Genomic DNA, 22,369 nt, shown 5'->3' on the forward strand with positions numbered 1-22,369 from the left:
GAATTGGATGGTTACAACCGCTCCACCTCGCAGCGGGAGCAGCGCAGGGGGATCGAGCCGCTGACCGGGTCGGACACCGCCGTGTCGATCGTCGCGTTGATGTTCGCCGCCAGCCGATGGTCGCGGTCGTAGGGGCTGCCGTCCGGGCCGTCGACCCACCAACCGTGCTGGCCGAACACGCCGCCCGGCTCCAGGTCGCGGATGATGGACACCCGCGCCACCGCCCGGCCCCGCGCGGTCTTCACCACCGCCCAGTCGCCCTGGCCGAGACCGCGGGCCTCGGCATCTTCGGCCGCCATCTCCACGATCGGGTCCGGCATCAGCCGGCGCAGGGAGGGGATGTTGCGGTGCTGGCTGTGGCAGTAGGCCACCGTCTTGGCCGAGCCGAGCCGCAGCGGATAGGCCGCAGCCTCCACCGGCAGCACCGCCGGATCGAAGGCCGGCACGCCGGGCTGGCCGTGGTCGTGCAGCCGCTCCCTGTAGATCTCGATCCGCCGGGTCGGCGTCGGGAAGCCGCGCGGCACGCCGTCGGCGCCGGCCCGCGCATGGGCCTCCAGCGGCACCTCGCCCGCCACCGTCACCCCTTCCGGCGATGCCCGAAGCCGCTCCACCGACAGGCCGGCCCCCGCCAGCACATGGTCGTGGCCGGCATCCGCATCGCCGTCGAAGAACGCGCCCGACAACCCCAGCCGCTCGGCCAGGGCGAGCACGATATCGGTATCCGAGCGCGCTTCGCCCACCGGCGCGATCACCGCCGGGCGGAGCTGCACCTGGCGCATCCCGGCCAGGCTGGCATCGAAGCCGGTGCGCAGGCCCTCACGCTCCCACGACGTGGCGGCGGGCAGCAGGATGTCGGCATGCCGGGCCGTGGCGTTCTCGAAGAAATCCACATGGACGTGGAAGTCGAGCGCGGCCAGCGCGTGCGCCGCCACGTCCGCGTCGGGCTGGGAGACCAGCAGGTTGGTGCCGAAGGAGACCAGCATCCGCACCGGGTAGGGATCGCCGGCCAGCACCGCCCGCCAGACGTCGCGGGCCGTCACCCAGCCGTTCAGCCCCGGCCCGATCGGCCGTTCCCGCAGGCCGAGCGCCTTGGCCTTCTGCGCCGACGCCATCAGGTCGCCGCCGGAAATGTCGGCGAAGGACGCGGCGCCGCCGGGCACGTTGCCCCCGGCCTTCCCGTAACTGCCGGTCAGCGTGTAGAGCAGCGAGATCGCCCGGTCGGTCTGGGTCGCGGTCGGACTCTGGCCGACCCCGTTCCAGGCGTAATAGGCGACCGAGGAGGCCTCGGCCAGCAGGTTGGCGGCCTCGCGCTGGGCCTCGACCGGCACCCCGGTCACCTCGGCCACCCGGGTCGCCGGCCACTGCGCCGCCACCCCCGCGTAGATGTCGAAGGCGCTGGCGCAGGCCACCGGGCCGAGCAGGGTGTCCACGTCCCACACCGCACGCAGCGCCGGCGCGCCGTCGTCGAGCCAGCTTCCCTGCGCCGTGTCGTAGCGCAGCAGCCCGCCCTTCTCCGCCACGACATAGACCACGTCGGGCCGGCCGCCGGCGACCACCTCGTTCTCCCGCAGGAGCCGGCCGGTATCCTGCCGCACCAGCATCGGCCCGTTGGTCCAGCGGGTCACGAAGTCACGGTCGAACCGCTCTCCGGCGATCAGCATGTTGGCGAGGCCGAGGGCCAGGGCCTGGTCGGTGCCGGGACGCACGGCGAGCCACCGGTCGGCCCGGCGGGCGAAGCCGATGGGCCGGGGATCGACCACGATGACCTTGGCGCCGCGCTTCACCGCCTTCTGGATCTCCACCGAGCGCGCCAGCCAGGTGGCGGCCGGATTGGTGCCCCACAGGACCACGCAGTCGGTGTTGGCGAAGTCCGGCGTGCCGATATCGCTGCCGTAGGTGAAGCGGCTGGCGAAGTCCTTGTGCCAGTTGCAGATCTCGGTGCCGTAGATGGTGTTCGGGCTGCCATAGGCGCGGATCAGCCGCTCGATCCAGGAGATCGAGTCGGAGATATGGGTGCCGCTCGGCGTGGTGACGGAGAAGACGGTCTGCTCCGGCCCGGCCTCGCGCGCGATCGTCGCCATGCGCCCGGCGATCTCGTCCAGGGCCTCGTCCCAGGAGATCGGCTCCCAGCCCGGATCGGCGGCCCCCTTCGGCGCCGTGCGGCGCAGCGGCCGGGTCAGCCGGTCGGGATGATAGACCAGCTCCGGGGCCGCCCGCCCCTTGGGGCAGAGCTTCTCGCCGCTGGGATGGCCCGGCAGCGGGTCGATGCCGGTGAGTTTTCCATCCTCCACCACGGCGACGCAGCCGCAGCGGGAGCGGCACTGGGTGCAGAAGGCGGGGGTGCGGGTGGCGGGGGACGGAGTGGTGACGGACACGCAGCCTCGCAATAGAATAGAAAAGCCGCCTCGCGGCTAGGGTCTTCAGCCTAGAGCACAATTGGTCCAAGTCGAACCGTTCTGAACCGTGGGTCGGCCTCGGAGGTATGAAATTTGTTAGCGACCAGGAGCACGCAATCGACCAAATGATCTGATTTCCTCAATTACATCTTTCGCAGCACGCTTAGCCTGTTGCCTATTGAATCCTCTTCTCTTCATTTCTTTGGAAATGTATTTAAAAAATTTTTTATCCCAGACCGGACGAAATCCAGTATCATGCACTTCAATATAAATACTAGGGGCACCTAAGGTGGATTTTATTCGATCTCCGGGGCGCCCAGCTTGAAGGCAGAACAAGTTAGAAATTAGAATCTGCTCAACAATTATTCCCTGCTCTAAGATATCGAATTTTAACAGTGCCGCCACTTGAATTGGTCGCTTAAACCAAAGTATTAGTACAACGCTGTCCGGATATTCACTCACTTGACCCCACTGCACATCCACATCACCAGGCGGAACATGCTCATGCAGGCGAATTAACTCTTCAATATCTGCTCGATTAGTAGTGTCTACTATTAGGTGTGAAATTAGGCGCCCCTCAGCTATTCCCGAAGAAACAACACCGGCATCAGACACAATTGTAAGCGGTTCAACTTCCTTGTCACATTTGCGTTTAATTGAGGGGCGCCAAAAAAAATTTTTCATCCCTCCAACTCCTTAACAAATCCAGCCTCTAGGAAAGTTTCATTTCCATGGGTATCTATCACCACTAATTTGTATCCGTTTATAGGAAAATCTGCGATTGCGTCTTGAGCAACACGAAATAAACACCATCCCGATACCGTCAAATGTGCGCCGATTTGTTCCGAACTCGATAGCTGTTTGAATTCATCTAAGGATGGAAATACGTCCCCCCTTTCAGATAAGCAGGGGAATTTAGCTACTAATGCTTCCCCAGACCGAAGAGAATAAGAAACATGCAGCTCAATCTGTGCTGCGGAATTATCAATATCTGAAGGGTTTCCTATAGAAACAAGAAAACCGTAGTCACGAATTTTTCTAACATTGTCCACATGCTGATATCCGTGCCTATATGAGATTTTTAACGTGGGACGTCTCCGTTCATCTTGAGCCTTCGATAAACGCAAAGCGGCACTCGAATTTCGAAAACTAAGAAATGAAACCAATAACGCCAGTACGGCGACCCCGACGGCACAAACAGCGGCCCAAGTTTCCAATTCGTCCTGCGGCATCCTTACCGAGCTCAATTTTATAAATTTAACGTTCTATGCGTGGCATAATGCAAGCAGCCCGTGAACCTCTCGAACAGTTCGACCCATCATCCATAAACTGCCAGCATCACCTTCTGGCTGAAGCCCTTCAGCTCCACCGCGCCGCGGTCCTCGAACTGGGCGTAGGTCGGCAGGTCGCGGTCGAACAGCTGGGTGGAGAAGCAGGCCTCGTTCGCGCCCGCTCGGGCCGAGATCCGGGCGGCGAGCTGGACGGTGGTTCCGAAGAAGTCCTCCTCCTTCTGGATCGCCTCGCCGAAATGGCCGCCGCAGCGGATCTTGTATTCCGGCGCGTCGGGGCGGTTCGCCAGGCCCTTCATGCTGTCGATCAGGGCGGCGGCGCAGGCGACCATGCGCTCCTTGTTGGCGAAGCTGAGCATCAGCCCGTCGCCCAGATGCTTGACCTTGCGGCCGCCGAAGCGCCGGCACATGTCCAGCACCAGCTTCTCGTGGTGGTCGATGACCGACTGGGCGGCGGCGTCGCCGATCTCGCTGGTGAGCCGGGTGCTGTCGACGATGTCGGTGAACAGGATGCCGACCTTCACCTTGCCGCCGAGCCCGGCCTCCAGGGTCTCGGCGAGGCCGAACGCCTCGGCGAAGGCCTGCTTCATGCCGTCGATATCGGCGCTCTGGTACAGCCGGAAGCAGCGCGAGCCGACGCGGATGGAGGCCGGTGCCTCCTTGTCGGTCAGGTAGCGCTCCATGGTCTCCACGAAATGGCCGATGGCGTCGGTGCTCTCGATGAAGAACTTCAGCACCTGGGCGACGATGGAGCGGCCGCGGTCGGAGAAGATGTTTATGTCCTGCTCGATGGAGAACAGGACGCCGATGGCGAACAGGCTGATCTTGCGGGCGAATTCCAGATCGCGCTTGGCCGCCTCCAGCGCGCCGCCCTCGCGCAGCGCCTCGAAGAAGGCGCGGAACTGGCGGTAGGTGGCGTCGGCGACGATCACCTCGTCCAGCGACAGCTCCTGCTCGTCCTCGAAGATCGGCACCTGTCCGCGCTTGCGGGTCGGGCCGGTGATCTCCGGCGGGGCGATCCTGGCGATATCCTCCTTGGCGATGTCACCGTCGCCGGCCGACCGGCGGCTGCGCAGCGGCACGAAGAGAAAGGATAGGAGATCGGCAAGCGAGCCGCCGAATCCCATGCGCTGAGGCCGCCCGGCCGTCTTGCCGGCCTTGGCCGGACGCACCGGCGCGGCCCGTGCCCGGACGCTGGCTCCACCCTTGGGGTCGCGGGAGCTGGCGGGCGCACGCAACGCGGCGGGCGGCGGCGTGCCCTCGTCGAATCGTTTGAACATCAGCGTCCGGCGCTTGAACATGCCGTCTTCCCCGAGCGTTTCCTCAACCAGCTTGAGGCCGCTGCCCGGAGGGTTGCGCTGAAGACGCTGGACCTCGGACTTGGCCTCGCCGAGTTCGCTCGGATCGTAGGACTGCAGCGTGCGCCACGTGCCGTCCGTCTGGATCTCGATCTCGTATGCGACGACCTGAGCCATGCCGGCTCTCTCCCATCCGGACCGAATCCCGCCGAACCTCTCGGAACGGCGGGACAGATATGCGGTCAGCGTTTCACGCGCATACCCAACACCATTTCAATTGTTTCAGTATAGCGATTCCGGATGGAGTGCCAGCGGCCTCACTTCTTCTGGAAGGAGACCGTCGCCCAGTCCTCCCACAGGGTGGCCAGGGCGGCGTAGTCGAGGTCGCCCATGCCCTTGGCCTCGGCGATCTCGTACGGCGTGTGGGACGCCAGCGTGGCGAACAGCGGCACGCCCAGATTCTGCGCCGTCTCCAGGGCGAGCACCGAATCCTTGCGCGCGTTGGAGACCGACATGCCGCCTTTGTAGTTGCCGTCGGCCATGCGCTCCTGCACCCGGTGGACCAGCGGCCGCAGCAGCCCCTCCTCCCGGTTCAGGATGTCGACCATGGTCTGCACCGGCACGCCGAGCTTGGTCGACATGGCGAAGGCCTCGATCAGCACGACCATGACCGCGTGCATGACGCCGTTGTTCACCACCTTGGTGCCCATGCCGGCGCCGATCGGGCCGAGCTCGAAGATCCGCTCGGCCAGCAGATCGAGCACCGGACGGGCCAGCGCGATCTCCTCCGGCGAGCCGCCCAAGAAGAAGGTGATCTTGGCCGAGGCCATGCTGGCCACGCCGCCGGCGATGGCGGCGTCGACGAAGCCCACGCCCTCGGGCTGGCAGCGCTTGTGGCAGGCGATGGCGGTGGCCGGGGTCACCGTGCTGGTCTCGATTATGATGGACGGCCGATGGCCGGCGCCGAGGATCTCGTCCACGACGGCGATGGACGCTTCGGGCTTGGGCAGGGAGAGGATGATCCGGTCGGCCTTGGACGCCACGTCGGCGGCGCTCTCGGCCAGGGTCACGCCGATCTCGGCGGCGGCCTTGCGGCGCTCCGGGCTGAGGTCGAAACCGATCACGGTCTGGCCCTTGTCCAGGAGCGCCTTGCAGACCGACGCCCCGGCATTGCCGAGACCGATGAAGCCGATCGGATTGGTCATTCTCTAGTTCCCTTCAGAGTGTCGTGGGATGGAGGAATTCAGTTGCGGTAGTCGCTGCCCATGCGGTCCAGCTTGCGCTTCCAGGCGGCCAGCTCGAGCTTGCCGATCCCGGCGAGGCGGGCGCCTTCCGGCTTCTGGGCGCGGGTATGGGCGACGATCTCGGGCGGGATGGGCAGGACTTCGGCCTGGCCGCCGGCCTGGGCCAGCACCTGCACCCGGCAGGCGCGCTCCAGGTTGTACATGTGGAAGAACGCCTCGGCGACGGTCTCGCCGATGGTCAGGGTCCCGTGGTTGCGCAGGATCATCGCCTTGCAGGCACCCAGGTCATCGACCAGCCGCGGCTTCTCGGCGTCGTCGAACGCCAGGCCCTCATAGTCGTGATAGGCGATGCCGCCGGGCAGGAACATGCCGAACTGGGAGGCGTCGATCAGCCCCTCGCGCTGGCAGGAGACCGCCACGCCGCTGTCGGTATGCAGATGGATGACGCAATGGGCGCCCGGCACCGCCTCGTGCACGGCACCATGGATGATGAAGCCGGCGTAGTTGATCGGGTACGGGCTGTCCTCGACGATGTTGCCGTGCAGGTCGATCTTCACCAGGTTCGAGGCGGTCACCTCCTCGTACATCAGCCCGAACGGGTTGATCAGGAAGTGCTCCTCGTCGCCCGGCACCCGCGCGGAGATGTGGGTGTAGATCAGGTCGTCCATCTGCTTGGCGGCGAAGATCCGGTAGACGGCGGCAAGGTCCTCGCGGGTCTGGCGCTCTTCGTCCGACCAGCGGGTGGTGCGGGGCATCGAGGTGATGGTCACGGGTCGCCTCCTTCAGGTCCCTTTGAACTCGGTGATGTCGGCATTCTCCTGCGGCGGGAAGTCGATATGGATGTGATTCCCGTCGGCATCGAAGATGTTCACCTGAGTGTGGCCGAAGCCGTCGCCGGGCAGAACCCCACACTTGTATGCAATGTTGAGGGAGCGCAGATGGGCGAGGAACTCCTCCAGCCCGGTGGCCCGCATCGCGAAATGCTCGAGCTGCTGGTCGCCGCGGTAGTCGGCGGTGCCGCCGGTCTCCACGATGTGCACCACGGCGTCCTCGCCGGAATACATCCAGGCGCCGCCGAAGCCGAAATCGGGCCGCTTTCCCTGCTTCAGGCCGAGCACGCGCTCGTAAAAGTCCACCAGGCGCGGGACGTCGGTGGTGCGGAGATTGACATGATCGAGTCTTCCGATTGGCATGGGGACCTCCCTTTCGGCTTTTTCGCCAGCATAGACCCAGGGCCCAGCGAGACGCCATGACCGACCGTCTGTCCAATGCCGAGCTTCGCCGGCTGTTCCTGCACCAGCACGCGCTGTCCGAGTCGCCTGGCGGGGTGCTGACCCGCGACGGGCTGGACGCGCTGATCGACCGGCTCGGCTTCGTGCAGGTCGACACCATCTCCACCCTGGAACAGGCGCACCACCACATCCTGTTCACCCGGGCCAACGGCTACAGGAAGTCCCACCTCAAGCACCTGCTGGAGAAGCGCCGCTCGCTGTTCGAGCACTGGACCCACGACGCCTCCATCATCCCGACCCGGTTCTACCCGTACTGGAAGCCGCGCTTCGCCCGCTACAAGGCGCGGATGGACAAGGCCCCGCACTGGGACCAGCGCTTCGCCGGACGGCGCGACGAGGTGTTGGACGAGATGCGGCGGCGGGTGGCGGCCGAGGGCCAGGTGACCTCGCGCGACGTCACGCCAGACGACACCGAGGAGCGCGGCGCCTGGTGGGGCTGGACACCGTCGAAGACCGCGCTGGAATACCTCTGGCGCTCCGGCGAGTTCGCGGTGGCCGGCCGCAAAGGCTTCGCCAAGGTCTACGACCTATCGCATCGGGTGATCCCCGCCGAGCATCACGACCCGGAGCCGGACCATGCGTCCTTCGTCGACTGGGCCGGGCGCGAGGCGATCTCGCGGCTCGCCGTCGCCACCCATGGCGAGGTCGCCCGGTTCTTCGACTCGATCTCCCCGGCCGAGGCCCAGGCCTGGTGCGAGAGTGCCGGCGACCATACCCTGCGCCGGATCGAGATCGAGCAGGCCGACGGCAGCACCCGGCTGGTCTGGGCGCGGCCGGACGTGCTGGAGCTGGCGGCGCAGGCGCCCGAGCCGCTGGCCCGGGTACGCTTCCTGTCGCCCTTCGACCCGATGATCCGCGAGCGCGAGCGCACCCAGCGGATCTTCGGCTTCGACTACCGCTTCGAGGCCTTCGTGCCGGCGGCCAAGCGGGTCTACGGCTACTACGTGCTGCCGATGCTGGAGCGCGACCGCCTGATCGGCCGGATCGAGCTGAAGACCCACCGGGCCCGCGGCGAGCTGGAAGTGCGGGGGATGTGGATGGAGCCAGGGGTACGCGCCTCGAAGGCCCGCGACGCCAAGATCGACGCCGAGATCGAGCGCTGGCGGGTGTTCACGGGGATGGAGCGGGTGGTGCGTTAGCGCCGCCACCTCTTCCCGTCATCCCGAACTTGTTTCGGGACCCCGCCCGCGATAGGGCAAAGTGAGGTCCCGAAACAAGTTCGGGATGACGGGGAATGCGCGTCAGGGCCCCTACCCCACCAGATCCCGCCGGACCACGCCGGTGAGGCAGCCGATGGCGCCGGCCGCCTTGACCAGCTCCGAGCCGTCCACCGTCACGCATTCGATCCCGGCCTTCTCGTAGACCTTCTGCACGGCGTCGTAGCCGGCCAGCATCAGCACCTTGCGCGGGCCCAGGGTCACGATGTTCAGGGCGCGGTTCAGGGTGCCGTCGCTTTCGCCGTCGGGCAGCCAGAGGATCTCGTAGCCCCGCTCCTCCAGCGCGCGCACCGCCGAGAACGGCGTGCGGCGCGGCCAGCAGATGGCGAGATCCTTGTCGACGATCCGCAGCATGCCCATGAAATGCATGGTGCCGAACGGCATGTCGACGGCCAGGGTCTCGACCCCGATCTCCTCCATGGACGACGCGATCTGGGCGGCGGCGTCCTCGTTGGTGCGCAGGCCGAGGCCGACCATCACCGTCTCCGGGTCGAGCCACATCAGGTCCGCGCCCTCGAACACGGCGGTGCCGGTCAGGGTCCGCAGGATCGGCACCCCGGCATCGGCCAGGCGGCGGGCGATCCAGCGCTCCTCGCCGGCCCGCACCGTGGAGGCCGGACGGGCCAGGATCGCGCCCTCCGGCGACATCACGAACAGGTCGGCGCAGAACATCTGGTTCGGGGTCGGCTGGCCGGCCGGGTCGACATACTGAACGTCGACGCCGTTGGTCCGGTAGGCCTCGGCCATGGCGTCGTGCTGCTCGCCGGCGCGACCGAGGTCGAGGGCCTCCAGCATCTGCACCGAGTTCGGATCCTCAAGGGCGGCCGCCAGCTCGCCGCCGGGACGGTGCAGCAGCACCGAGCGCAGGGTGGCGTATTCGCTGTCGATGCCGCTGGCAGTCCAGAGATCGCCGATTTCCTCGCGGTGGGTCCGCGTGCGCCCCTGCCAGCCGGGTCCGCCATAGGCCGCCGAATTGAACGTGTTGCCGGTCTTGTCCACGGGTCTCTCTCCGATCGCGTTGGAGCGCGAGAATTGTCGGGAGGCGGGCGAAAGTCAAAGGGGGGAAATTTGGGAGCGCTATCCGCTGTCCCCCTTCAGTCGTCATCCCGGCGAACCCCGGACCTGTTCCGGGGATCGGCCGGGACCCCGTGAGAACGTAAGAGCCAGGGTCCCGGGCGCCCCCCGGATCAAGTCCGGGCGGCCCCGGGATGACGGGAAGGGGAGAGGATGGTTAGGGATAGATCAAGGGTCGAGGCCGGAGCCCTCTTCCCCCCGCTCACGCCGCCGCCGCGCGCCGGACCGCGGCCACGTCCACCCCGGCCGCCGCCAGTTTCGCCGCCCCATCCGCCTCCACCAGCTCCGCCAGCGCGGCGAGGAACGGGTCATGGGCGCAAGGCGTCCGCAGCCGGGAGAAGACCATCGGGTACTCCACCGGCTCCCAGGTCTCGTCCGGGGCCAGATTGTGCTGGATCTGCACCTCCAACCGATCGAGCGCGTGGACCAGCTTCGCCTCCGACGTGCCGCCGGTCTCCAGTTCCAGGAACAGGGCAAAGACATGCCGTCCGGTATCCGGGTCGAGACTGTCGCGGATCCGCGTCGCCGCCTCGGCCTCGCGCGCCCGCTTCGTCTCCTGCCGTGCGCCGGCCTCGAAGGCCGGGATGTCGCCGATCGCCGCCTCGGTGAGGTCGTGCACGACGATCATCTCCAGCACCCGCAGCAGGTCGACCGGATTGCGCAGATGCGGGACCACCAGGATCGCCATCAGCGCCATCTGCCAGGAATGCTCGGCCACGCTCTCCCGCCGTCCGTCGGACAGCCAGGAATGGCGCAGCTCCCGCTTCAGCCGCTCGCTGAAGGCGAGGAAGTCGATGAGGGTGCGGGCATGGGACTGCATGGGGACCTCCGCCGGTGTCTGGGGTCCAGGGGAGGCTACGGGCGGGCCGGCAGGCCCTCCACGTATAAGTTATGCGGCCCCCATGCCCGGCGGCCCCGTCAGGCGGCGGGCGCGGCCCCGCCCAGGTCGACGAAGCTCTTCAGCACGCTGGCCGGCACCGAGTCGGGACCCAGCGTGGTCGCCATCCGCACGGGGCTGCCGTCGTTCAGGGTCAGGCGCTCCCACAGGCAGTAGCCGGGCTGGATGCGGATCGGCCGCTCCGGATCGCCCGCCCCGGTCCAGAAATAGGCGCCCGGCACCTTGCCGTCGAACCAGCCGCAGGCGTCGAGCCTGGCTTCGGCCTCCCTGATCTCCTCGGTGGCGAAGCGGTAGAGCGAGCGGCCCTCCCAAGAGCGGGCATCGGACAGCCATTCGGCCTCGCGGGCGGGCGAGGCGGCGAGCAGGCGGTGGGTGATGTCGCAGACCAGATGGACCTGCAGCGGCGAAGTCTCCACCAGACGGCGCAGACCGTGATCGGCGCCGAGCCTGGCGGAGCTGTGCAGCAGACGCATCAGCCGGCGGCGCTGTTCCTCGCCGGGTACCAGATCGCCGTTCTCCCAGCGCGAGACGGTCGCCTGGGTCACGCCGACCAGCTCGGCCAACGCCTGCTGCTTGAGCCGGCGCACCGCGCGGATGCGGCGCAGGACGGGACCGAAATTCATGGAACCCTCCACGGATGCGGAAGCCGGACCGCCATCGTCGGGGATCGGCGCGGAAACCGCAACCGGGCGGAACCGCCCGTCAGTCGGCGCCGGCCGCGTGCATGCCGACGAGAACGCCGCCGATCCGGCCGCTTTCAAGCATCAGCGGCAGGTCGAGCCGTTCGAAATCGAAGATGCGCCCCTTCAGAACCCGGCGGTAGCGCGAGGCGAGCGGCATGGCCGCGCGGGTGACCGCGTCGCAGTTCGCCTGGAACATCCGGCGGTATTCCGGATCCGGCAGGGCCATCAGCGGCTGGCCGGTGACGTCCAGATGCGACAGCTCGACGATCTTCTTGCCCACCGTGCGGAACAGACAGTCGCCGCCCGGAACCGGCCGCTCCAGCAGAATCATCCAGTTGGCCAGTTCCGGCACCGTATCGAGATCGACATCGGCCAGTTCCGGACACCGGCGGAACTGGCGGATGTCGTTCCAGAAGTCGAGAACGTCGCGCATCTTCGTGGTCTGCAACCACGAGCGAACCCCGGCCGTGCTGAAGTCCGGCGCGTATTCGACCGAGCTTGTGTCGAGGTCCGGATAAACGAGTTCGGAGTCGGGTAGGGCCATCGGGGGTCCCGGTAAGAAGAGCTGACGAAATCGTGAGGACAGAATTCCCCAGCGTCAATGCGACTTTGTGGCATTTCTCACAAAGGTTAAAATCTGCTCGGTGTGTTCTCCCAATTCGGGAGGCGGCTGCCGCAGGGCCGCGGGTGTCTGGGAGAGTTTCACTGGAAAGCCGGTCATCTTGATTGGCGCGCGGCCCGGGCGCTCCGACTGGATCACCATCTCCTGGGCCAGCACCTGCGGATCGGTGAAGACCTCGTCCAGCCCCATGACCCGGCCCGCCGGGCAGCCCGCCCTGTTGATGGCGTCGATCCAGTGCTCCACCGGTTTCTCCCGGGTCACCGCGTTGATCCGGGCGTTCAGGGCCTCCCGGTTCGCCATGCGCAGCGCGTTGCTGGAGAAATCCGGCTCCTGCAGCAGGCCTTCCAGGCCGAGGACGCGCAGGAAGCGCTCCACGAAGGTGTCGTTCGACGGGGCCACGGCGATCTCGCCGTCCGCCGCCTCGAACAGGCCGTAGGGGGCGACGATCGGGTGGTTGTTGCCGGTGCGGGTCGGGTTCTGGCCGGTGGCGAAATACTCGGCCGAGAGATAGGCCATCATCGACATCAGCCCGCCGGTGAGGCTGCTCTCCACCTGCTGGCCGCGGCCGGTGCGGTGCCGGGCTTCCAGGGCCGAGACGACGCCGAAGGCGCAGTACAGGCCGGCGATCAGGTCGGAGATCGGCGGCGCGGCGCGCCGGGGCGGGCCGTCGGGATCGCCGTTCACCGCCATGAAGCCGCTCATCGCCTGGGCGATGAAGTCGAAGGCCGGGCGGTCCACATAGGGGCCGGTCGAGCCGTAGCCGTTCACGCTGGCGCAGATCAGCCGGGGATTGATCTCGGCCAGCCGCGCGGCGGAGAAGCCCATCTTGGCGAAGACGCCCGGCCGGTAGTTCTCCACCACCACGTCCGCCGTCGCCAGGAGCGCGGTCAGGTCGGCCTTGCCCTCCTCGGTATAGAGGTCGAGCACGACCGACTTCTTGTTGCGATTGAACTGGGCGAAGTACCAGCTATAGCCGTCGACCATCGCCCCCTGGCCGCGGACCGGGTCGCCGGCGGGCGGCTCCACCTTGATCACGTCGGCGCCCAAATCGGCGAGCATCAGGGTGCAGAATGGTCCCGCCAGGATGCGGGTCAGGTCGACAACGCGGATCCCGTCGAGCGCCCCGGCCGGGGCGCCCGTAATGTCAGTCTCGGACACGAATGATCACCCTTCCGCGGTACGCACGGCGTCCATGTCATGCAGGTCGAGCCGCTGGCCCGCCTTCATCACCTGACCCGGCAGCGGATGGCCCACCACCGTCTCCACGTCGCAGCCGATCGCCATCAGCTTGCGCAGGTCGATGCCGGTCTCGATGCCCATCTCGTGCAGCAGATAGACCAGGTCCTCGGTGCAGATGTTGCCCGTGGCCCCCGGCGCGAAGGGGCACCCGCCGGTGCCGCCGAAGGAGCTCTCGTACTTGTCGATGCCCTCGTCCAGCCCGACCATGACATTGGCAAGGCCGATGCCGCGGGTGTTGTGGAAGTGCAGGCCCATGGTCAGCTTGGGTGCCGCCTCGCGGACGGCGGCGATGCCGGCGCGCACGGTCGGCGGGGTCGCCATACCGGTGGTGTCGCCGAAGGTCATGCCGACGAAGCCCATGTCCTGGAACCGCTTGGCGATCATCGCCAGACGCTCCGGCGCCACGTTGCCCTCGAACGGGCAGCCGAAGGCGGTGGCGATGGCGCCGTGCACCGGGATCTTGGCGTCGCCGGCGATCTTGGCGACCTCCTCGAAGCCCTTCAGGGAGTCCTCGACCGAGCGGTTCACGTTCTTCTTGTTGTGGCTCTCGGAGGCGGAGACGAAGACCACCATCTCGTCCACCTGACACTCGGCGGCGCGGATCGCCCCGCGGGCGTTCGGCACCAGGGTGGCGATGATCGCGCCCTTGCTCCGGTCGATCCCGGCCATCACCTCGGCGGCGTCGGCGAGCTGCGGCACCGCCTTGGGCGACACGAAGGAGGTCGCCTCGATGCGCGGCACGCCGGCATCGATCAGCCGGTTGATCAGGGCGATCTTCTCGGCCGCGGGGATCAGGCGCTTCTCGGCCTGCAGGCCGTCGCGCGGGCCGACATCCGTCACCTCAACCTTGCGCACCTGGGTCATCTCGTTTCCTCCGATTATTCAGATTATTCAGAATGTCCAATGGGGCGGCACGGCACCCGCGACCGGGGAGCGGAAGGTCACAAGGCCCTCGCCCGCCAGCGAGCCGCAATACACCGTCTTCAGGTCCGGGCCGCCGAAGGTGATGCTGGCGATGTTCCGCAGCGACCGGCGCGCGCCGATCATCATGTCGTCGCGGGTGAAGCTGCCGTCGCGCCAGCGGGCCATGGCGGGCGCCAGTTCCGCCGGGTCGCAATCCTCCAGGATCACGTGCTGGCTACCGTCCGGGGCGACCCGCACCAGCCGGTTGCTCATGACGCTGGCGCACCACACGCCGCCCTCGGCGTCGAACTCGAACCCGTCGGGGATCACCCCGTCGATATAGTCGACCACACTCTCTCTGTTACCCAGCCCCCTGCCCTTCAACTCGTAGCGGGACAGCCGCCGGGCCATGGTCTCGTTGGCGTAGAGCCAGCGGCCGGAGGGATCGACCTTGACCTCGTTGGTGTAGCCGAGCCCGTCGGCGACGATGCGGGCGGTCTCCGGCCGGTCGATCGCGTCCATCAGGATCACGAACCCATCGGCCACGTCCCTGTGGAACGCCCGGTCGCGCGGGATCCGGCAGGTGCTGATCGAGATCCAGACCCGGCCCTCCTCGTCCAGATGGACGAAGTTCACCGGCGGCACCGGATAGCCGCCGGCCTGCAGCAGCAGCGGCGTGCAGGTCCCGTCCGGAAACAGCCGCCAGGCGCCGCCGCTGTCGCCCAGATTGGCGATCAGGAACGAGCCGTCCGGCGCCATCGACCAGCCGTTCGGCATGAAATCCGCCGGCGCACCCTCGGTGGCGACGACGAAATGGGGTGTGCCGTCCTCGTCCAGCCGGGCCACGCCGCCCCCGCCCTCGGGCAGGGCATGGCTGACCCAGATCGCGCCGGCCTGGGTGCAGGCGACACATTCCGGCCGGCGCAGGTCGCGACCGAAGAACGAGACGGCATCGGGGGCAATGACAAAATCCATGACGCCCGGACTGTAGCGCCGTCACGAGGGGCCGAAAAGACGGCCATGTGCATGCTGTGATGCCGGGGCGGCATCTTGCGGCGCGTCGATCCCCTGGCATGATGCGGCCCCGCATCCACCGGAGGACGAGAGAATGGACCTGCTTCTATCCGACAAGACCGCCTTCATCACGGGCGCCTCGGCCGGCATCGGCCGGTCCGCGGCCCTGCTGCTGGCGGCGGAAGGCACCAAGCTGATCCTCACCGGACGGCGGGCCGAGGCACTTCAGGCGCTGGCCGACGAGGTCGCCGCGACCGGCGCGCCGGCGCCCGTCACCATCGCCGGAGACTTCGGCACCGCGGAGCAGTGCGCCGGGATCGCCGCGCAGGCCCTGGAGGCGGCGGAGGGCCGGATCGACATCCTGATCAACAATGCCGGCGCCTCGGCGCCGATGAAGGATGCCTGGGACGAGGAGGCGTGGGAGCGGGCGCACCAGCTCAACTTCGCCGCGTCCCGCCAGGTTTCCGCGGCGATCGTGCCCGGCATGAAGGAGCGGAACTGGGGCCGGATCATCAACGTGACCGGCGCGATGGTCGGCCTGTCGATGAACGCCGCCGCCCCGGCCAAGTCCGCCCTCCAGTCCTGGTCGCGCACCCTGTCGGTCGAGCTGGCGCCGTTCGGGATCACGGTGAACACCATCGCCCCCGGCCGGATCAACACCGACCAGATCCGCAACAACCTGCATCCCACCGACGAGAGCCGGCAGGCCTTCATCGACCGCTACATCCCGGCGGGCTATTTCGGCGAGCCGGAGGATCTGGCGGTCCTGATGGTGTTCCTGGCCTCCCCGCTCGCCCGCTACATCAGCGGTGCGGCGATCCCGGTCGACGGGGCGATGCAGCGGATCGGGTAGCTCACTTCATCAACTCTATTCGACTTCCTGGACGTATCCCCGGACTTGCTCCGGGGGACGATCCAGGACCGTGACACCGACCCGTCCGCGGCAAGATCCTGGATCGCGCTCCGGATCTGGTCCGGAGCTTGTCCAGGAAGTCGGAATAATTTTGGTGAGACACGGGAAAGCGCGAAACCGCCGCCCTCACTTATCCGGCAACGGGATGAACTCTTCCTCGTCGCCGGGGACGACGTCGAACTTGCCGGCCTTCCAGTCGGCCTTGGCCGCCTCGATCCGGTCCTTGGACGAGTGCACGAAGTTCCACCAGATGAAGCGTGGGCCGTCCATCGGCTCGCCGCCCAGCACCTGGATGCGCGCCCGGCTCGCCGCCTCGACGGTGACCGGGTCGCCCGGATGCAAAACCAGGAGCTGGCCGCACTCGAATCGGTCGCCGTTGATGGAAATCGTGCCTTCGGAGACGTAGATGCCGCGCTCCTCGTGCTCCGCCGGGATCGGCAGCCGGGCGCCGGTCTCCAGCGCCACGTCGGCATAGATCATCTCCGAGAAGGTCGTGACCGGCGAGTTCACGCCCCACATCGAGCCGGCGATCACCCGGACCGCCTTGCCTTCCGCCTCCAGGGTCGGCAGGGCCTGCTGGTCGCGATGCTCGAACCCCGGGTCGATCTCCTCGCGCCCCTTGGGGAGGGCGATCCAGGACTGGATGCCGAACAGGTTTGGCCCCAGCGCCTTGACCGCGTCGTCCATCCGCTCGGAATGGACGATGCCCTTGCCGGCGGTCATCAGGTTAACCTCGCCCGGCCGGATCGGTTGGGCCGTGCCGAGACTGTCGCGGTGATACATCTCGCCGTCGAACAGATAGGTCAGGGTGGCGAGGCCGATATGCGGGTGCGGGCGGACGTTGATGCCCTCGCCGATCGGGAAGGCGGCCGGCCCCATCTGGTCCCAGAAGATGAACGGCCCGATCATCTGCCGCTTGGCCGAAGGCAGGGCGCGGCGTACCTCGAACCCGCCGATATCCCGGGCGCGGGGCACGATGGTGAGATCGACGGCGTCGAGCCGACCCTCGGGATAGCAGTCGGGATCGAGTTCCTGAAGGGTGCTCATGCCGTTGCTCCTCTCACACGGATTTCACAAAGTGCGACGCGCCTGATGGACAAATACCCCGATGTCCTGCCGCAGTCGCTCCAGATCTGAATAGGCGCCGTCCCGATCCGCCGGACCCAGTCGCTCAAGCAGGAGTTCCGCGCTCCCGATGAACCGCTCTTCACCGCTGATCAGGAAGGATTTTACCGCCAGCTCGAAGGCGATGCCGCAATCCGGCTTCGACGCCATGGCCAGGGTCTCGAGCTGGGCCTCGACAAAGCCGACCCACCCGTCGAGTTGTTCGACCGCTTGCCGGACCTTGGCCCGGAACGGGTCGGGACGCTCCGGGTCCAGCACGATCCAGTCGGTGCGTTTGAGATCCGAAGGCGGCGGGGCGGCTTCGGATTTGACCACAACGATCGGCTTGCCGAATGTCACCGCCATACCGAGTTCCAAACAGATATTGGCGAATGCCGTGACGCGTGTCTCGTGGCTGAACACCGCGACCGTCAGGCCGGTCCCTCGAATGAGATCGACGATCCGACCGAGATAATCCTTGCCGCCAACGTTGCTGTCAGCCGTGACCGGGGTGAACCCGTGAAGGGGCAGTTGCGTGCACAATTCGTCCAGCATCCGCCGATCCAATTCCGGCGGGTCGCCCAACTGACACATGATGAACGCGTGCCTGGGGAGAAGGATCTTCGGGCCGCTTTCAAGGACCTCTTCAGACAAAGGGTTGAAGAGGAGCGGCAAAACTAGCCCTGATTTCCGACAGTTTTTTTGGCTATGCCTTTGTAGGGTCCCGGCGTCGTCTTATGCGACACGATGCGGCCCGTGCGGGTATCGATCTTCACCCATCGTTCGGTCAGAGGGTTCTTGATCTGAACCCGCTCCTTGACCGCGCCCTTGCGGGCCTCGCTTCCGGTGTTCTTCGCCATCAGACGATCTCCAACGACCCAGGCGAAGATATAACGCCGGAAACACCGGCGGCAAGCAGCCTAACCCACCCGGCGGCGCACCACGGTCACGCCGACGCTCTCGGCGTCGTGGAACACGTCGAGCTTGGAGATCGTCACTTCGGCCCGCTGCGCGCGCTCGTCGGCGAGGCAGATTTCCGCCACCCGGTCGGCCAGGGTTTCCACCAGCTTCACATGGCCGCCGCCGGCCAGGGCGCGGACCGCCTTGACGATGCGCTCGTAGCAGTAGACCCGGGCGTAGTCCTCGCGGAAGCCGCCCTCGGGCCGGGTGACGTCGACGGCGATATCGACCCGCACGCGCTGGCGCACGCCCTGCTCATGGGCATGGATGCCGATCTGGAAATCCACCACCAGGGCGTTGATCCGCACCGTGTAGAGAGCATCGACCACCTCGGTGGCATCCGCCGCGCGCGGTTCGTCGAGTGTGAAGGTCATCGGTCCCTCGGGCGCCATCGTCGTCTTCTCAGCCAGTTCCATGCAAGGTGCCGCACCCTCAAAATACGGGGTTGCGTGGTCGAGCGGTGCGCACCCTAGACTCCCATATGGGGCTTTGTCGTCCCAAACCCGCCATCGAAGGGGCGAAACCCGCCCCATCACCTTCCTATCTTGGCGCGACGTCCCGTCGGGTCTAGGGTCTGCGCCAATCTTGTATACAAATCGGAGGAAAATCCATGAGCGACAAGGCCATGTTCGAGGCCGGCCTGAAGAACCGGCGTGAAGTCCTGGGTGCGGAGTATGTCGACAAGTCGATCGCGTCCGCCGACGACTTCAACATGCCGATGCAGGAGCTGGTCACCGAATACTGCTGGGGCGAGGTCTGGGGCCGTCCGGGCCTGAGCCGCCAGCAGCGCTCGATGCTCAACCTCGGCATGCTGGTGGCCCTCGGCCGCAGCCACGAGCTGCGTCTGCACATCCGCGGCGCCATCAACAACGGGCTGACCAAGGACGACATCAAGGAAGTCTTCCTGCAGACCGCCATCTATTGCGGCGTGCCGGCGGCGATCGACGCCTTCCGCAACGCCCGCGAAGTCTTCAAGGAGATGGGGGTCGACTGATCCCCACCGCCCCCGCACCATCCCAGGAACGCGTTCAATCACGGAGAAAGACATGTCCGACATCACCGTCGGGTGGATCGGCATCGGCAACATGGGTTGGCCGATGGCCCGCAACGCCAAGAAGGCCGGCGTCGATATCGCCGTCTTCGATCTGGACCAGGACAAGCTCGGCCGCTTCGCCGAGGAGTTCGACGCGAAGCGGGCGTCCAGCCTCGCCGCCCTGTCGGAGATGTCCGACGTCATCGTCACCATCGTTCCCGACGGCAAGGTTGTCCGCCGCATCTGCTTCGGCGACGGCGACAACCTCGCCGCCGGTTTCGCCGAGGGCAAGATCCTCGTGGACATGAGCTCGTCAGCCCCGGTGGGCACCCGCGAGCTGGGCGAAGAGCTGAAGGCCAAGGGCATCACCCTGATCGACGCGCCGGTCTCCGGCGGCGTGACCGGGGCGGAAAACGCGACCCTGTCCATCATGGTCGGCTGCTCCGACGAGGACGCGCTGGCCAAGGTCATGCCGTTCTTCGAAGCCACTGGTAAGAACATCTTCCGCTGCGGTCCGCTCGGCGCCGGCCATGCGATGAAGTGCCTGAACAACTACCTCTCCGCCGTCGGCCTCACCGCCGCCAACGAGGCGCTGCTGATCGGTCAGAAGTTCGGTCTCGACCCGTCCGCCATGGTCGACATCCTGAACGTCTCCACCGGCCGCAATTCGTCGACCGAGCGCAAGTACCACCAGTCGGTGCTGCCGCGGACCTATGTCTCCGGCTTCTCCACCGCGCTGATGGCCAAGGACGTGGGCATCGCCAACGGCCTGGCCGGCGATCAGGACATGACCGCGCCGCTGCTGAACTCGCTGAACGATATCTGGTCGAAGTACAACGAGATCATGCCGACCGCCGCCCACGAGGCGACGATCGAGGTGCTCGAGAAGGCCAACAAGATCAAGCTCAACGGCCCCAAGGCCTGAGCCGAACCGGCCGGGACCGTCCCACCCCATAAGGGACGGCCCGGAGAGGAAACGAACGAGAGGAGGAGGCCATGGCAGGCCAACCGCTGGAGGGTGTCCGCATCCTGGCGGTCGAGCAGTATGGTGCCGGACCCTTCGGCACCATGTATCTCGCCAACCAAGGGGCCGAGGTCATCAAGGTCGAGAACCCGGCCGACGGCGGCGACATGGCGCGCGCCGTCGGGCCGTATTTCTTCGACGACGAGGGCCGGCAGAGCCAGTTCTTCCACTCGTTCAACCTCAACAAACGCAGCGTCGCCCTCGACCTCCGCAGCGAGGACGGGCGGCGCATCTTCCGCGAACTGGCGGCCACCGCCGATGCGGTCACCAACAACCTGCGCGGCGACGTCCCCGAGAAGCTCGGCATCGACTATGCCAGCCTGAAGGACGTGAACCCGAAGATCGTCTGCGCCCATCTCTCCGCCTATGGCCGCGACGGCTCGCGCAAGACCTGGCCCGGCTACGACTACCTGATGCAGGCGGAAGCCGGCTGGTTCTCGGTCACCGGCGAGCCCGGCACCCCGCCGAGCCGGTTCGGCCTCTCGGTGGTCGACCTGATGACCGGCGTCACCATGGCCTTCGGCGTCACCTCGGCGATCCTGCAGGCGCGCCAGACCGGCGAAGGCCGCGACGTCGATGTCAGCCTGTTCGACCTGGCGCTGCACACGGTGACCTATCTCTCCACCTGGTACCTGAACGCCGGCCATGTGCAGGACCGGCTGCCGCGTTCGGCCCATCCGTCCCTCACCCCCTGCCAGACCTACAAGACCAGGGACGGCTGGATCTACCTGATGTGCAACAAGGAGAAGTTCTGGCCGGCGCTGTGCCAGAAGATCGGCCGCCCGGAGCTGGCGACAGATCCGCGCTTCGCCACCTTCAAGGCGCGGCTGGCCGAACGACCGGCGATCCAGGAGATCCTGGACGACGCGCTGAGCGCCAAGACCACGGCCGAATGGATGGCGGAGTTCGGCGGCACCGTGCCCGCCTCGCCGATCCTCGACATCGCCGACGCCATGGACAACCCTTTCGTCGCCGAGCGCGACGGCATCCACGACTTCGCCCCGCCACCCAACGGGGCGGCACTCGGGCTTGAGGAGGCTTTCCGCATGGTCGCCCATCCGATCCGCAATTCCGGCTCGGCACCGCCGAAACGCCCGGGCCCGGAGCTCGGCGGCGACACCGACGGGCTGCTGGCCGAACTGGGATACGGGGCGGATCAGATCGCGGCCCTGCGCAAGGCGGGAGCGGTCGGATGAGTGTGAAGCTCGCCTTCATCGGCTTCGGCGAGGCCGGCCCGGAACTCGCCCGCGGCCTGCTCGGCGCCGGTGCCAAATCCGTCACCACCTACGACATCCTGGCGGCCGACCCGGCGACCCGCGACGCGTGGCGGGCCAAGGCCGAAGGCTTCGGCGCCACCGCCTGCGACACCCCGGCGGAAGCCGTGGCCGAGGCCGACCTGATCCTGTCGACGGTGACCTCCGAGCGCGCCCTGGAGGCGGCGGAGGGCGCCGCCCCGCACCTGCGCCAGGGCCAGCTCTATCTCGACCTGAACTCCTGCTCGCCCGGCAAGAAGGTGAAGGCGGCCAAGGCGGTGGAGAGCAATTCCGCCTGCCGCTACGTCGACGTGGCGGTGATGGACACCGTCCTCGGCCGCGGCCATGTGGTGCCGATGCTGCTGGCGGGCGAGGCGGCGGAAGCCGTCGCCGAGACCATGACCGGCCTCGGCATGAAGGTGGAAGTGGTCGGCACGGAGATCGGCCAGGCGTCCACGATCAAGATGGCCCGCTCGGTCTTCATGAAGGGCATCGAGGCGATCCTGTGCGAGAGCCTGGTGGCCGCCGACCGGGCCGGCGTGGCCGACCGAGTGCTGGCGTCGATCCAGTCGACCTTCCCGGGTCTCGACTGGCGCCAGGTGGCGACCTTCCACATGGGCCGCATGGCGCTGCACGGAAAGCGCCGGGCGATCGAGATGGAGAGCGTAGCCGACACCCTGCGCGACCTGGGCCTGGAGCCGTCCACCGCGCTCGGCACCCGCGACCGCCAGATGTGGGTGGCCGATCTCGGCCTGCGGGAACGCTTCGCCGGCGGCGACCCAGAGACCCTGGAGGAATTCCTGGAAGCGGTGTCCGACGCGTCGTCGAAGACGGCTTCCCTCTAGACAAGAAATCTCTTGGCATTACATGGTGACGTGCGGCCGAGAACGACGCGGCTCCGCACGCCACCTCT

At 66.9% G+C, this 22,369-nt stretch carries 24 protein-coding genes; 6 read left to right on the forward strand and 18 right to left on the reverse strand.

Annotation, left to right across the window (positions count from 1 at the left end; genetic code table 11):
* Positions 1-11 precede the first annotated feature (11 nt).
* From T8K17_RS01125 to T8K17_RS01155, 7 genes are all read right to left on the reverse strand, one after another.
* Entirely contained in the window at positions 12-2,375 is a 2,364-nt protein-coding gene (locus T8K17_RS01125; protein ID WP_322332696.1) for a molybdopterin-containing oxidoreductase family protein, read from the reverse strand.
* A 117-nt stretch (positions 2,376-2,492) separates the two neighbouring features.
* Positions 2,493-3,080, reverse strand: a complete 588-nt coding sequence (locus tag T8K17_RS01130; RefSeq protein ID WP_322332697.1) for a hypothetical protein — start codon at positions 3,078-3,080, stop codon at positions 2,493-2,495.
* Complete coding sequence (locus T8K17_RS01135) at positions 3,077-3,628, reverse strand: hypothetical protein (protein ID WP_322332698.1); 552 nt, start codon at positions 3,626-3,628, stop codon at positions 3,077-3,079. The genes T8K17_RS01130 and T8K17_RS01135 overlap by 4 nt, the downstream gene beginning before the upstream one ends.
* 86 nt (positions 3,629-3,714) lie before the next feature.
* Entirely contained in the window at positions 3,715-5,160 is a 1,446-nt protein-coding gene (locus T8K17_RS01140) for an adenylate/guanylate cyclase domain-containing protein (RefSeq protein WP_322332699.1), read from the reverse strand.
* 140 nt (positions 5,161-5,300) lie between these two features.
* Positions 5,301-6,188 carry an NAD(P)-dependent oxidoreductase gene (locus tag T8K17_RS01145; RefSeq protein ID WP_322332700.1) on the reverse strand — a complete coding sequence of 296 codons (888 nt, stop codon included), beginning with the start codon at positions 6,186-6,188 and terminating at the stop codon, positions 5,301-5,303.
* A 38-nt stretch (positions 6,189-6,226) separates the two neighbouring features.
* Positions 6,227-6,997, reverse strand: coding sequence for a class II aldolase/adducin family protein (locus T8K17_RS01150; RefSeq protein WP_322332701.1), 771 nt, complete (start codon positions 6,995-6,997; stop codon positions 6,227-6,229).
* Positions 6,998-7,009: 12 nt separating this feature from the next.
* Positions 7,010-7,420 (reverse strand): VOC family protein, encoded by a 411-nt coding sequence (locus T8K17_RS01155; protein ID WP_322332702.1) that lies wholly within the window; start codon positions 7,418-7,420, stop codon positions 7,010-7,012.
* 56 nt (positions 7,421-7,476) lie between these two features.
* Between T8K17_RS01155 and T8K17_RS01160 the strand changes: the two genes are divergently transcribed.
* Complete coding sequence (locus tag T8K17_RS01160) at positions 7,477-8,658, forward strand: winged helix-turn-helix domain-containing protein (protein WP_322332703.1); 1,182 nt, start codon at positions 7,477-7,479, stop codon at positions 8,656-8,658.
* 111 nt (positions 8,659-8,769) lie between these two features.
* Here T8K17_RS01160 and T8K17_RS01165 read toward each other — a convergent pair whose 3' ends face one another.
* From T8K17_RS01165 to T8K17_RS01195, 7 genes are all read right to left on the reverse strand, one after another.
* Positions 8,770-9,735, reverse strand: coding sequence for a dimethylarginine dimethylaminohydrolase family protein (locus tag T8K17_RS01165; protein WP_322332704.1), 966 nt, complete (start codon positions 9,733-9,735; stop codon positions 8,770-8,772).
* Between the two features lie 277 nt (positions 9,736-10,012).
* Positions 10,013-10,630 carry an HD domain-containing protein gene (locus tag T8K17_RS01170; RefSeq protein ID WP_322332705.1) on the reverse strand — a complete coding sequence of 206 codons (618 nt, stop codon included), beginning with the start codon at positions 10,628-10,630 and terminating at the stop codon, positions 10,013-10,015.
* A gap of 98 nt (positions 10,631-10,728) precedes the next feature.
* Positions 10,729-11,331 carry a helix-turn-helix transcriptional regulator gene (locus tag T8K17_RS01175; protein ID WP_322332706.1) on the reverse strand — a complete coding sequence of 201 codons (603 nt, stop codon included), beginning with the start codon at positions 11,329-11,331 and terminating at the stop codon, positions 10,729-10,731.
* Between the two features lie 79 nt (positions 11,332-11,410).
* On the reverse strand, positions 11,411-11,935 hold the full coding sequence (locus T8K17_RS01180) for a PAS domain-containing protein (RefSeq protein ID WP_322332707.1): 525 nt from the start codon (positions 11,933-11,935) through the stop codon (positions 11,411-11,413).
* Between the two features lie 54 nt (positions 11,936-11,989).
* The gene (locus tag T8K17_RS01185; protein WP_322332708.1) at positions 11,990-13,171 is read right to left on the reverse strand and encodes a CoA transferase; all 1,182 of its coding nucleotides are present in this window, start codon (positions 13,169-13,171) and stop codon (positions 11,990-11,992) included.
* A 6-nt stretch (positions 13,172-13,177) separates the two neighbouring features.
* Entirely contained in the window at positions 13,178-14,116 is a 939-nt protein-coding gene (locus tag T8K17_RS01190) for a hydroxymethylglutaryl-CoA lyase (protein WP_322332709.1), read from the reverse strand.
* Between the two features lie 27 nt (positions 14,117-14,143).
* Entirely contained in the window at positions 14,144-15,130 is a 987-nt protein-coding gene (locus tag T8K17_RS01195; RefSeq protein ID WP_322332710.1) for an SMP-30/gluconolactonase/LRE family protein, read from the reverse strand.
* 133 nt (positions 15,131-15,263) lie between these two features.
* On the opposite strand from T8K17_RS01195, the gene T8K17_RS01200 reads away from it, so the two are divergent.
* Positions 15,264-16,022: an SDR family NAD(P)-dependent oxidoreductase gene (locus T8K17_RS01200; RefSeq protein WP_322332711.1), complete on the forward strand. Its 759-nt coding sequence runs from the start codon at positions 15,264-15,266 to the stop codon at positions 16,020-16,022.
* Positions 16,023-16,208: 186 nt separating this feature from the next.
* Here the strand turns inward: T8K17_RS01200 and T8K17_RS01205 are convergent, their stop codons facing one another.
* The 4 genes from T8K17_RS01205 to T8K17_RS01220 form a co-directional block, all read right to left on the reverse strand.
* Positions 16,209-17,129, reverse strand: coding sequence for a pirin family protein (locus tag T8K17_RS01205; RefSeq protein WP_322332712.1), 921 nt, complete (start codon positions 17,127-17,129; stop codon positions 16,209-16,211).
* Between the two features lie 24 nt (positions 17,130-17,153).
* Positions 17,154-17,741: a hypothetical protein gene (locus T8K17_RS01210; RefSeq protein ID WP_322332713.1), complete on the reverse strand. Its 588-nt coding sequence runs from the start codon at positions 17,739-17,741 to the stop codon at positions 17,154-17,156.
* Positions 17,742-17,863: 122 nt separating this feature from the next.
* A complete protein-coding gene (locus T8K17_RS01215; protein ID WP_322332714.1) occupies positions 17,864-18,046 on the reverse strand; it encodes a hypothetical protein in 183 nt (60 codons plus the stop codon).
* Between the two features lie 60 nt (positions 18,047-18,106).
* Positions 18,107-18,562, reverse strand: a complete 456-nt coding sequence (locus T8K17_RS01220) for a dihydroneopterin aldolase (RefSeq protein ID WP_322332715.1) — start codon at positions 18,560-18,562, stop codon at positions 18,107-18,109.
* Between the two features lie 194 nt (positions 18,563-18,756).
* Between T8K17_RS01220 and pcaC the strand changes: the two genes are divergently transcribed.
* From pcaC to T8K17_RS01240, 4 genes are all read left to right on the forward strand, one after another.
* On the forward strand, positions 18,757-19,140 hold the full coding sequence (gene pcaC / locus T8K17_RS01225; protein ID WP_322332716.1) for a 4-carboxymuconolactone decarboxylase: 384 nt from the start codon (positions 18,757-18,759) through the stop codon (positions 19,138-19,140).
* A 37-nt stretch (positions 19,141-19,177) separates the two neighbouring features.
* Entirely contained in the window at positions 19,178-20,104 is a 927-nt protein-coding gene (locus tag T8K17_RS01230) for an NAD(P)-dependent oxidoreductase (RefSeq protein ID WP_416153188.1), read from the forward strand.
* A gap of 71 nt (positions 20,105-20,175) precedes the next feature.
* Positions 20,176-21,399 (forward strand): CoA transferase, encoded by a 1,224-nt coding sequence (locus T8K17_RS01235; RefSeq protein ID WP_322332718.1) that lies wholly within the window; start codon positions 20,176-20,178, stop codon positions 21,397-21,399.
* Positions 21,396-22,301: an NAD(P)-dependent oxidoreductase gene (locus T8K17_RS01240; RefSeq protein ID WP_322332719.1), complete on the forward strand. Its 906-nt coding sequence runs from the start codon at positions 21,396-21,398 to the stop codon at positions 22,299-22,301. The genes T8K17_RS01235 and T8K17_RS01240 overlap by 4 nt, the downstream gene beginning before the upstream one ends.
* The last annotated feature ends 68 nt before the right edge of the window (positions 22,302-22,369 follow it).

The organism is Thalassobaculum sp. OXR-137 (assembly GCF_034377285.1).
In the GTDB taxonomy this organism is placed as follows: domain Bacteria; phylum Pseudomonadota; class Alphaproteobacteria; order Thalassobaculales; family Thalassobaculaceae; genus Thalassobaculum.

Coding starts and splice junctions, on each gene's coding strand:
- T8K17_RS01130 (WP_322332697.1), bottom strand. CDS start 3,080: ATGAAAAATTTTTTTTGGCGCCCCTCAATTAAACGCAAATGTGACAAG.
- T8K17_RS01135 (WP_322332698.1), bottom strand. CDS start 3,628: ATGCCGCAGGACGAATTGGAAACTTGGGCCGCTGTTTGTGCCGTCGGG.
- T8K17_RS01140 (WP_322332699.1), bottom strand. CDS start 5,160: ATGGCTCAGGTCGTCGCATACGAGATCGAGATCCAGACGGACGGCACG.
- T8K17_RS01145 (WP_322332700.1), bottom strand. CDS start 6,188: ATGACCAATCCGATCGGCTTCATCGGTCTCGGCAATGCCGGGGCGTCG.
- T8K17_RS01155 (WP_322332702.1), bottom strand. CDS start 7,420: ATGCCAATCGGAAGACTCGATCATGTCAATCTCCGCACCACCGACGTC.
- T8K17_RS01160 (WP_322332703.1), top strand. CDS start 7,477: ATGACCGACCGTCTGTCCAATGCCGAGCTTCGCCGGCTGTTCCTGCAC.
- T8K17_RS01170 (WP_322332705.1), bottom strand. CDS start 10,630: ATGCAGTCCCATGCCCGCACCCTCATCGACTTCCTCGCCTTCAGCGAG.
- T8K17_RS01175 (WP_322332706.1), bottom strand. CDS start 11,331: ATGAATTTCGGTCCCGTCCTGCGCCGCATCCGCGCGGTGCGCCGGCTC.
- T8K17_RS01180 (WP_322332707.1), bottom strand. CDS start 11,935: ATGGCCCTACCCGACTCCGAACTCGTTTATCCGGACCTCGACACAAGC.
- T8K17_RS01190 (WP_322332709.1), bottom strand. CDS start 14,116: ATGACCCAGGTGCGCAAGGTTGAGGTGACGGATGTCGGCCCGCGCGAC.
- T8K17_RS01195 (WP_322332710.1), bottom strand. CDS start 15,130: ATGGATTTTGTCATTGCCCCCGATGCCGTCTCGTTCTTCGGTCGCGAC.
- T8K17_RS01200 (WP_322332711.1), top strand. CDS start 15,264: ATGGACCTGCTTCTATCCGACAAGACCGCCTTCATCACGGGCGCCTCG.
- T8K17_RS01205 (WP_322332712.1), bottom strand. CDS start 17,129: ATGAGCACCCTTCAGGAACTCGATCCCGACTGCTATCCCGAGGGTCGG.
- T8K17_RS01210 (WP_322332713.1), bottom strand. CDS start 17,741: ATGCTGGACGAATTGTGCACGCAACTGCCCCTTCACGGGTTCACCCCG.
- T8K17_RS01215 (WP_322332714.1), bottom strand. CDS start 18,046: ATGGCGAAGAACACCGGAAGCGAGGCCCGCAAGGGCGCGGTCAAGGAG.
- T8K17_RS01220 (WP_322332715.1), bottom strand. CDS start 18,562: ATGGAACTGGCTGAGAAGACGACGATGGCGCCCGAGGGACCGATGACC.
- pcaC (WP_322332716.1), top strand. CDS start 18,757: ATGAGCGACAAGGCCATGTTCGAGGCCGGCCTGAAGAACCGGCGTGAA.
- T8K17_RS01235 (WP_322332718.1), top strand. CDS start 20,176: ATGGCAGGCCAACCGCTGGAGGGTGTCCGCATCCTGGCGGTCGAGCAG.
- T8K17_RS01240 (WP_322332719.1), top strand. CDS start 21,396: ATGAGTGTGAAGCTCGCCTTCATCGGCTTCGGCGAGGCCGGCCCGGAA.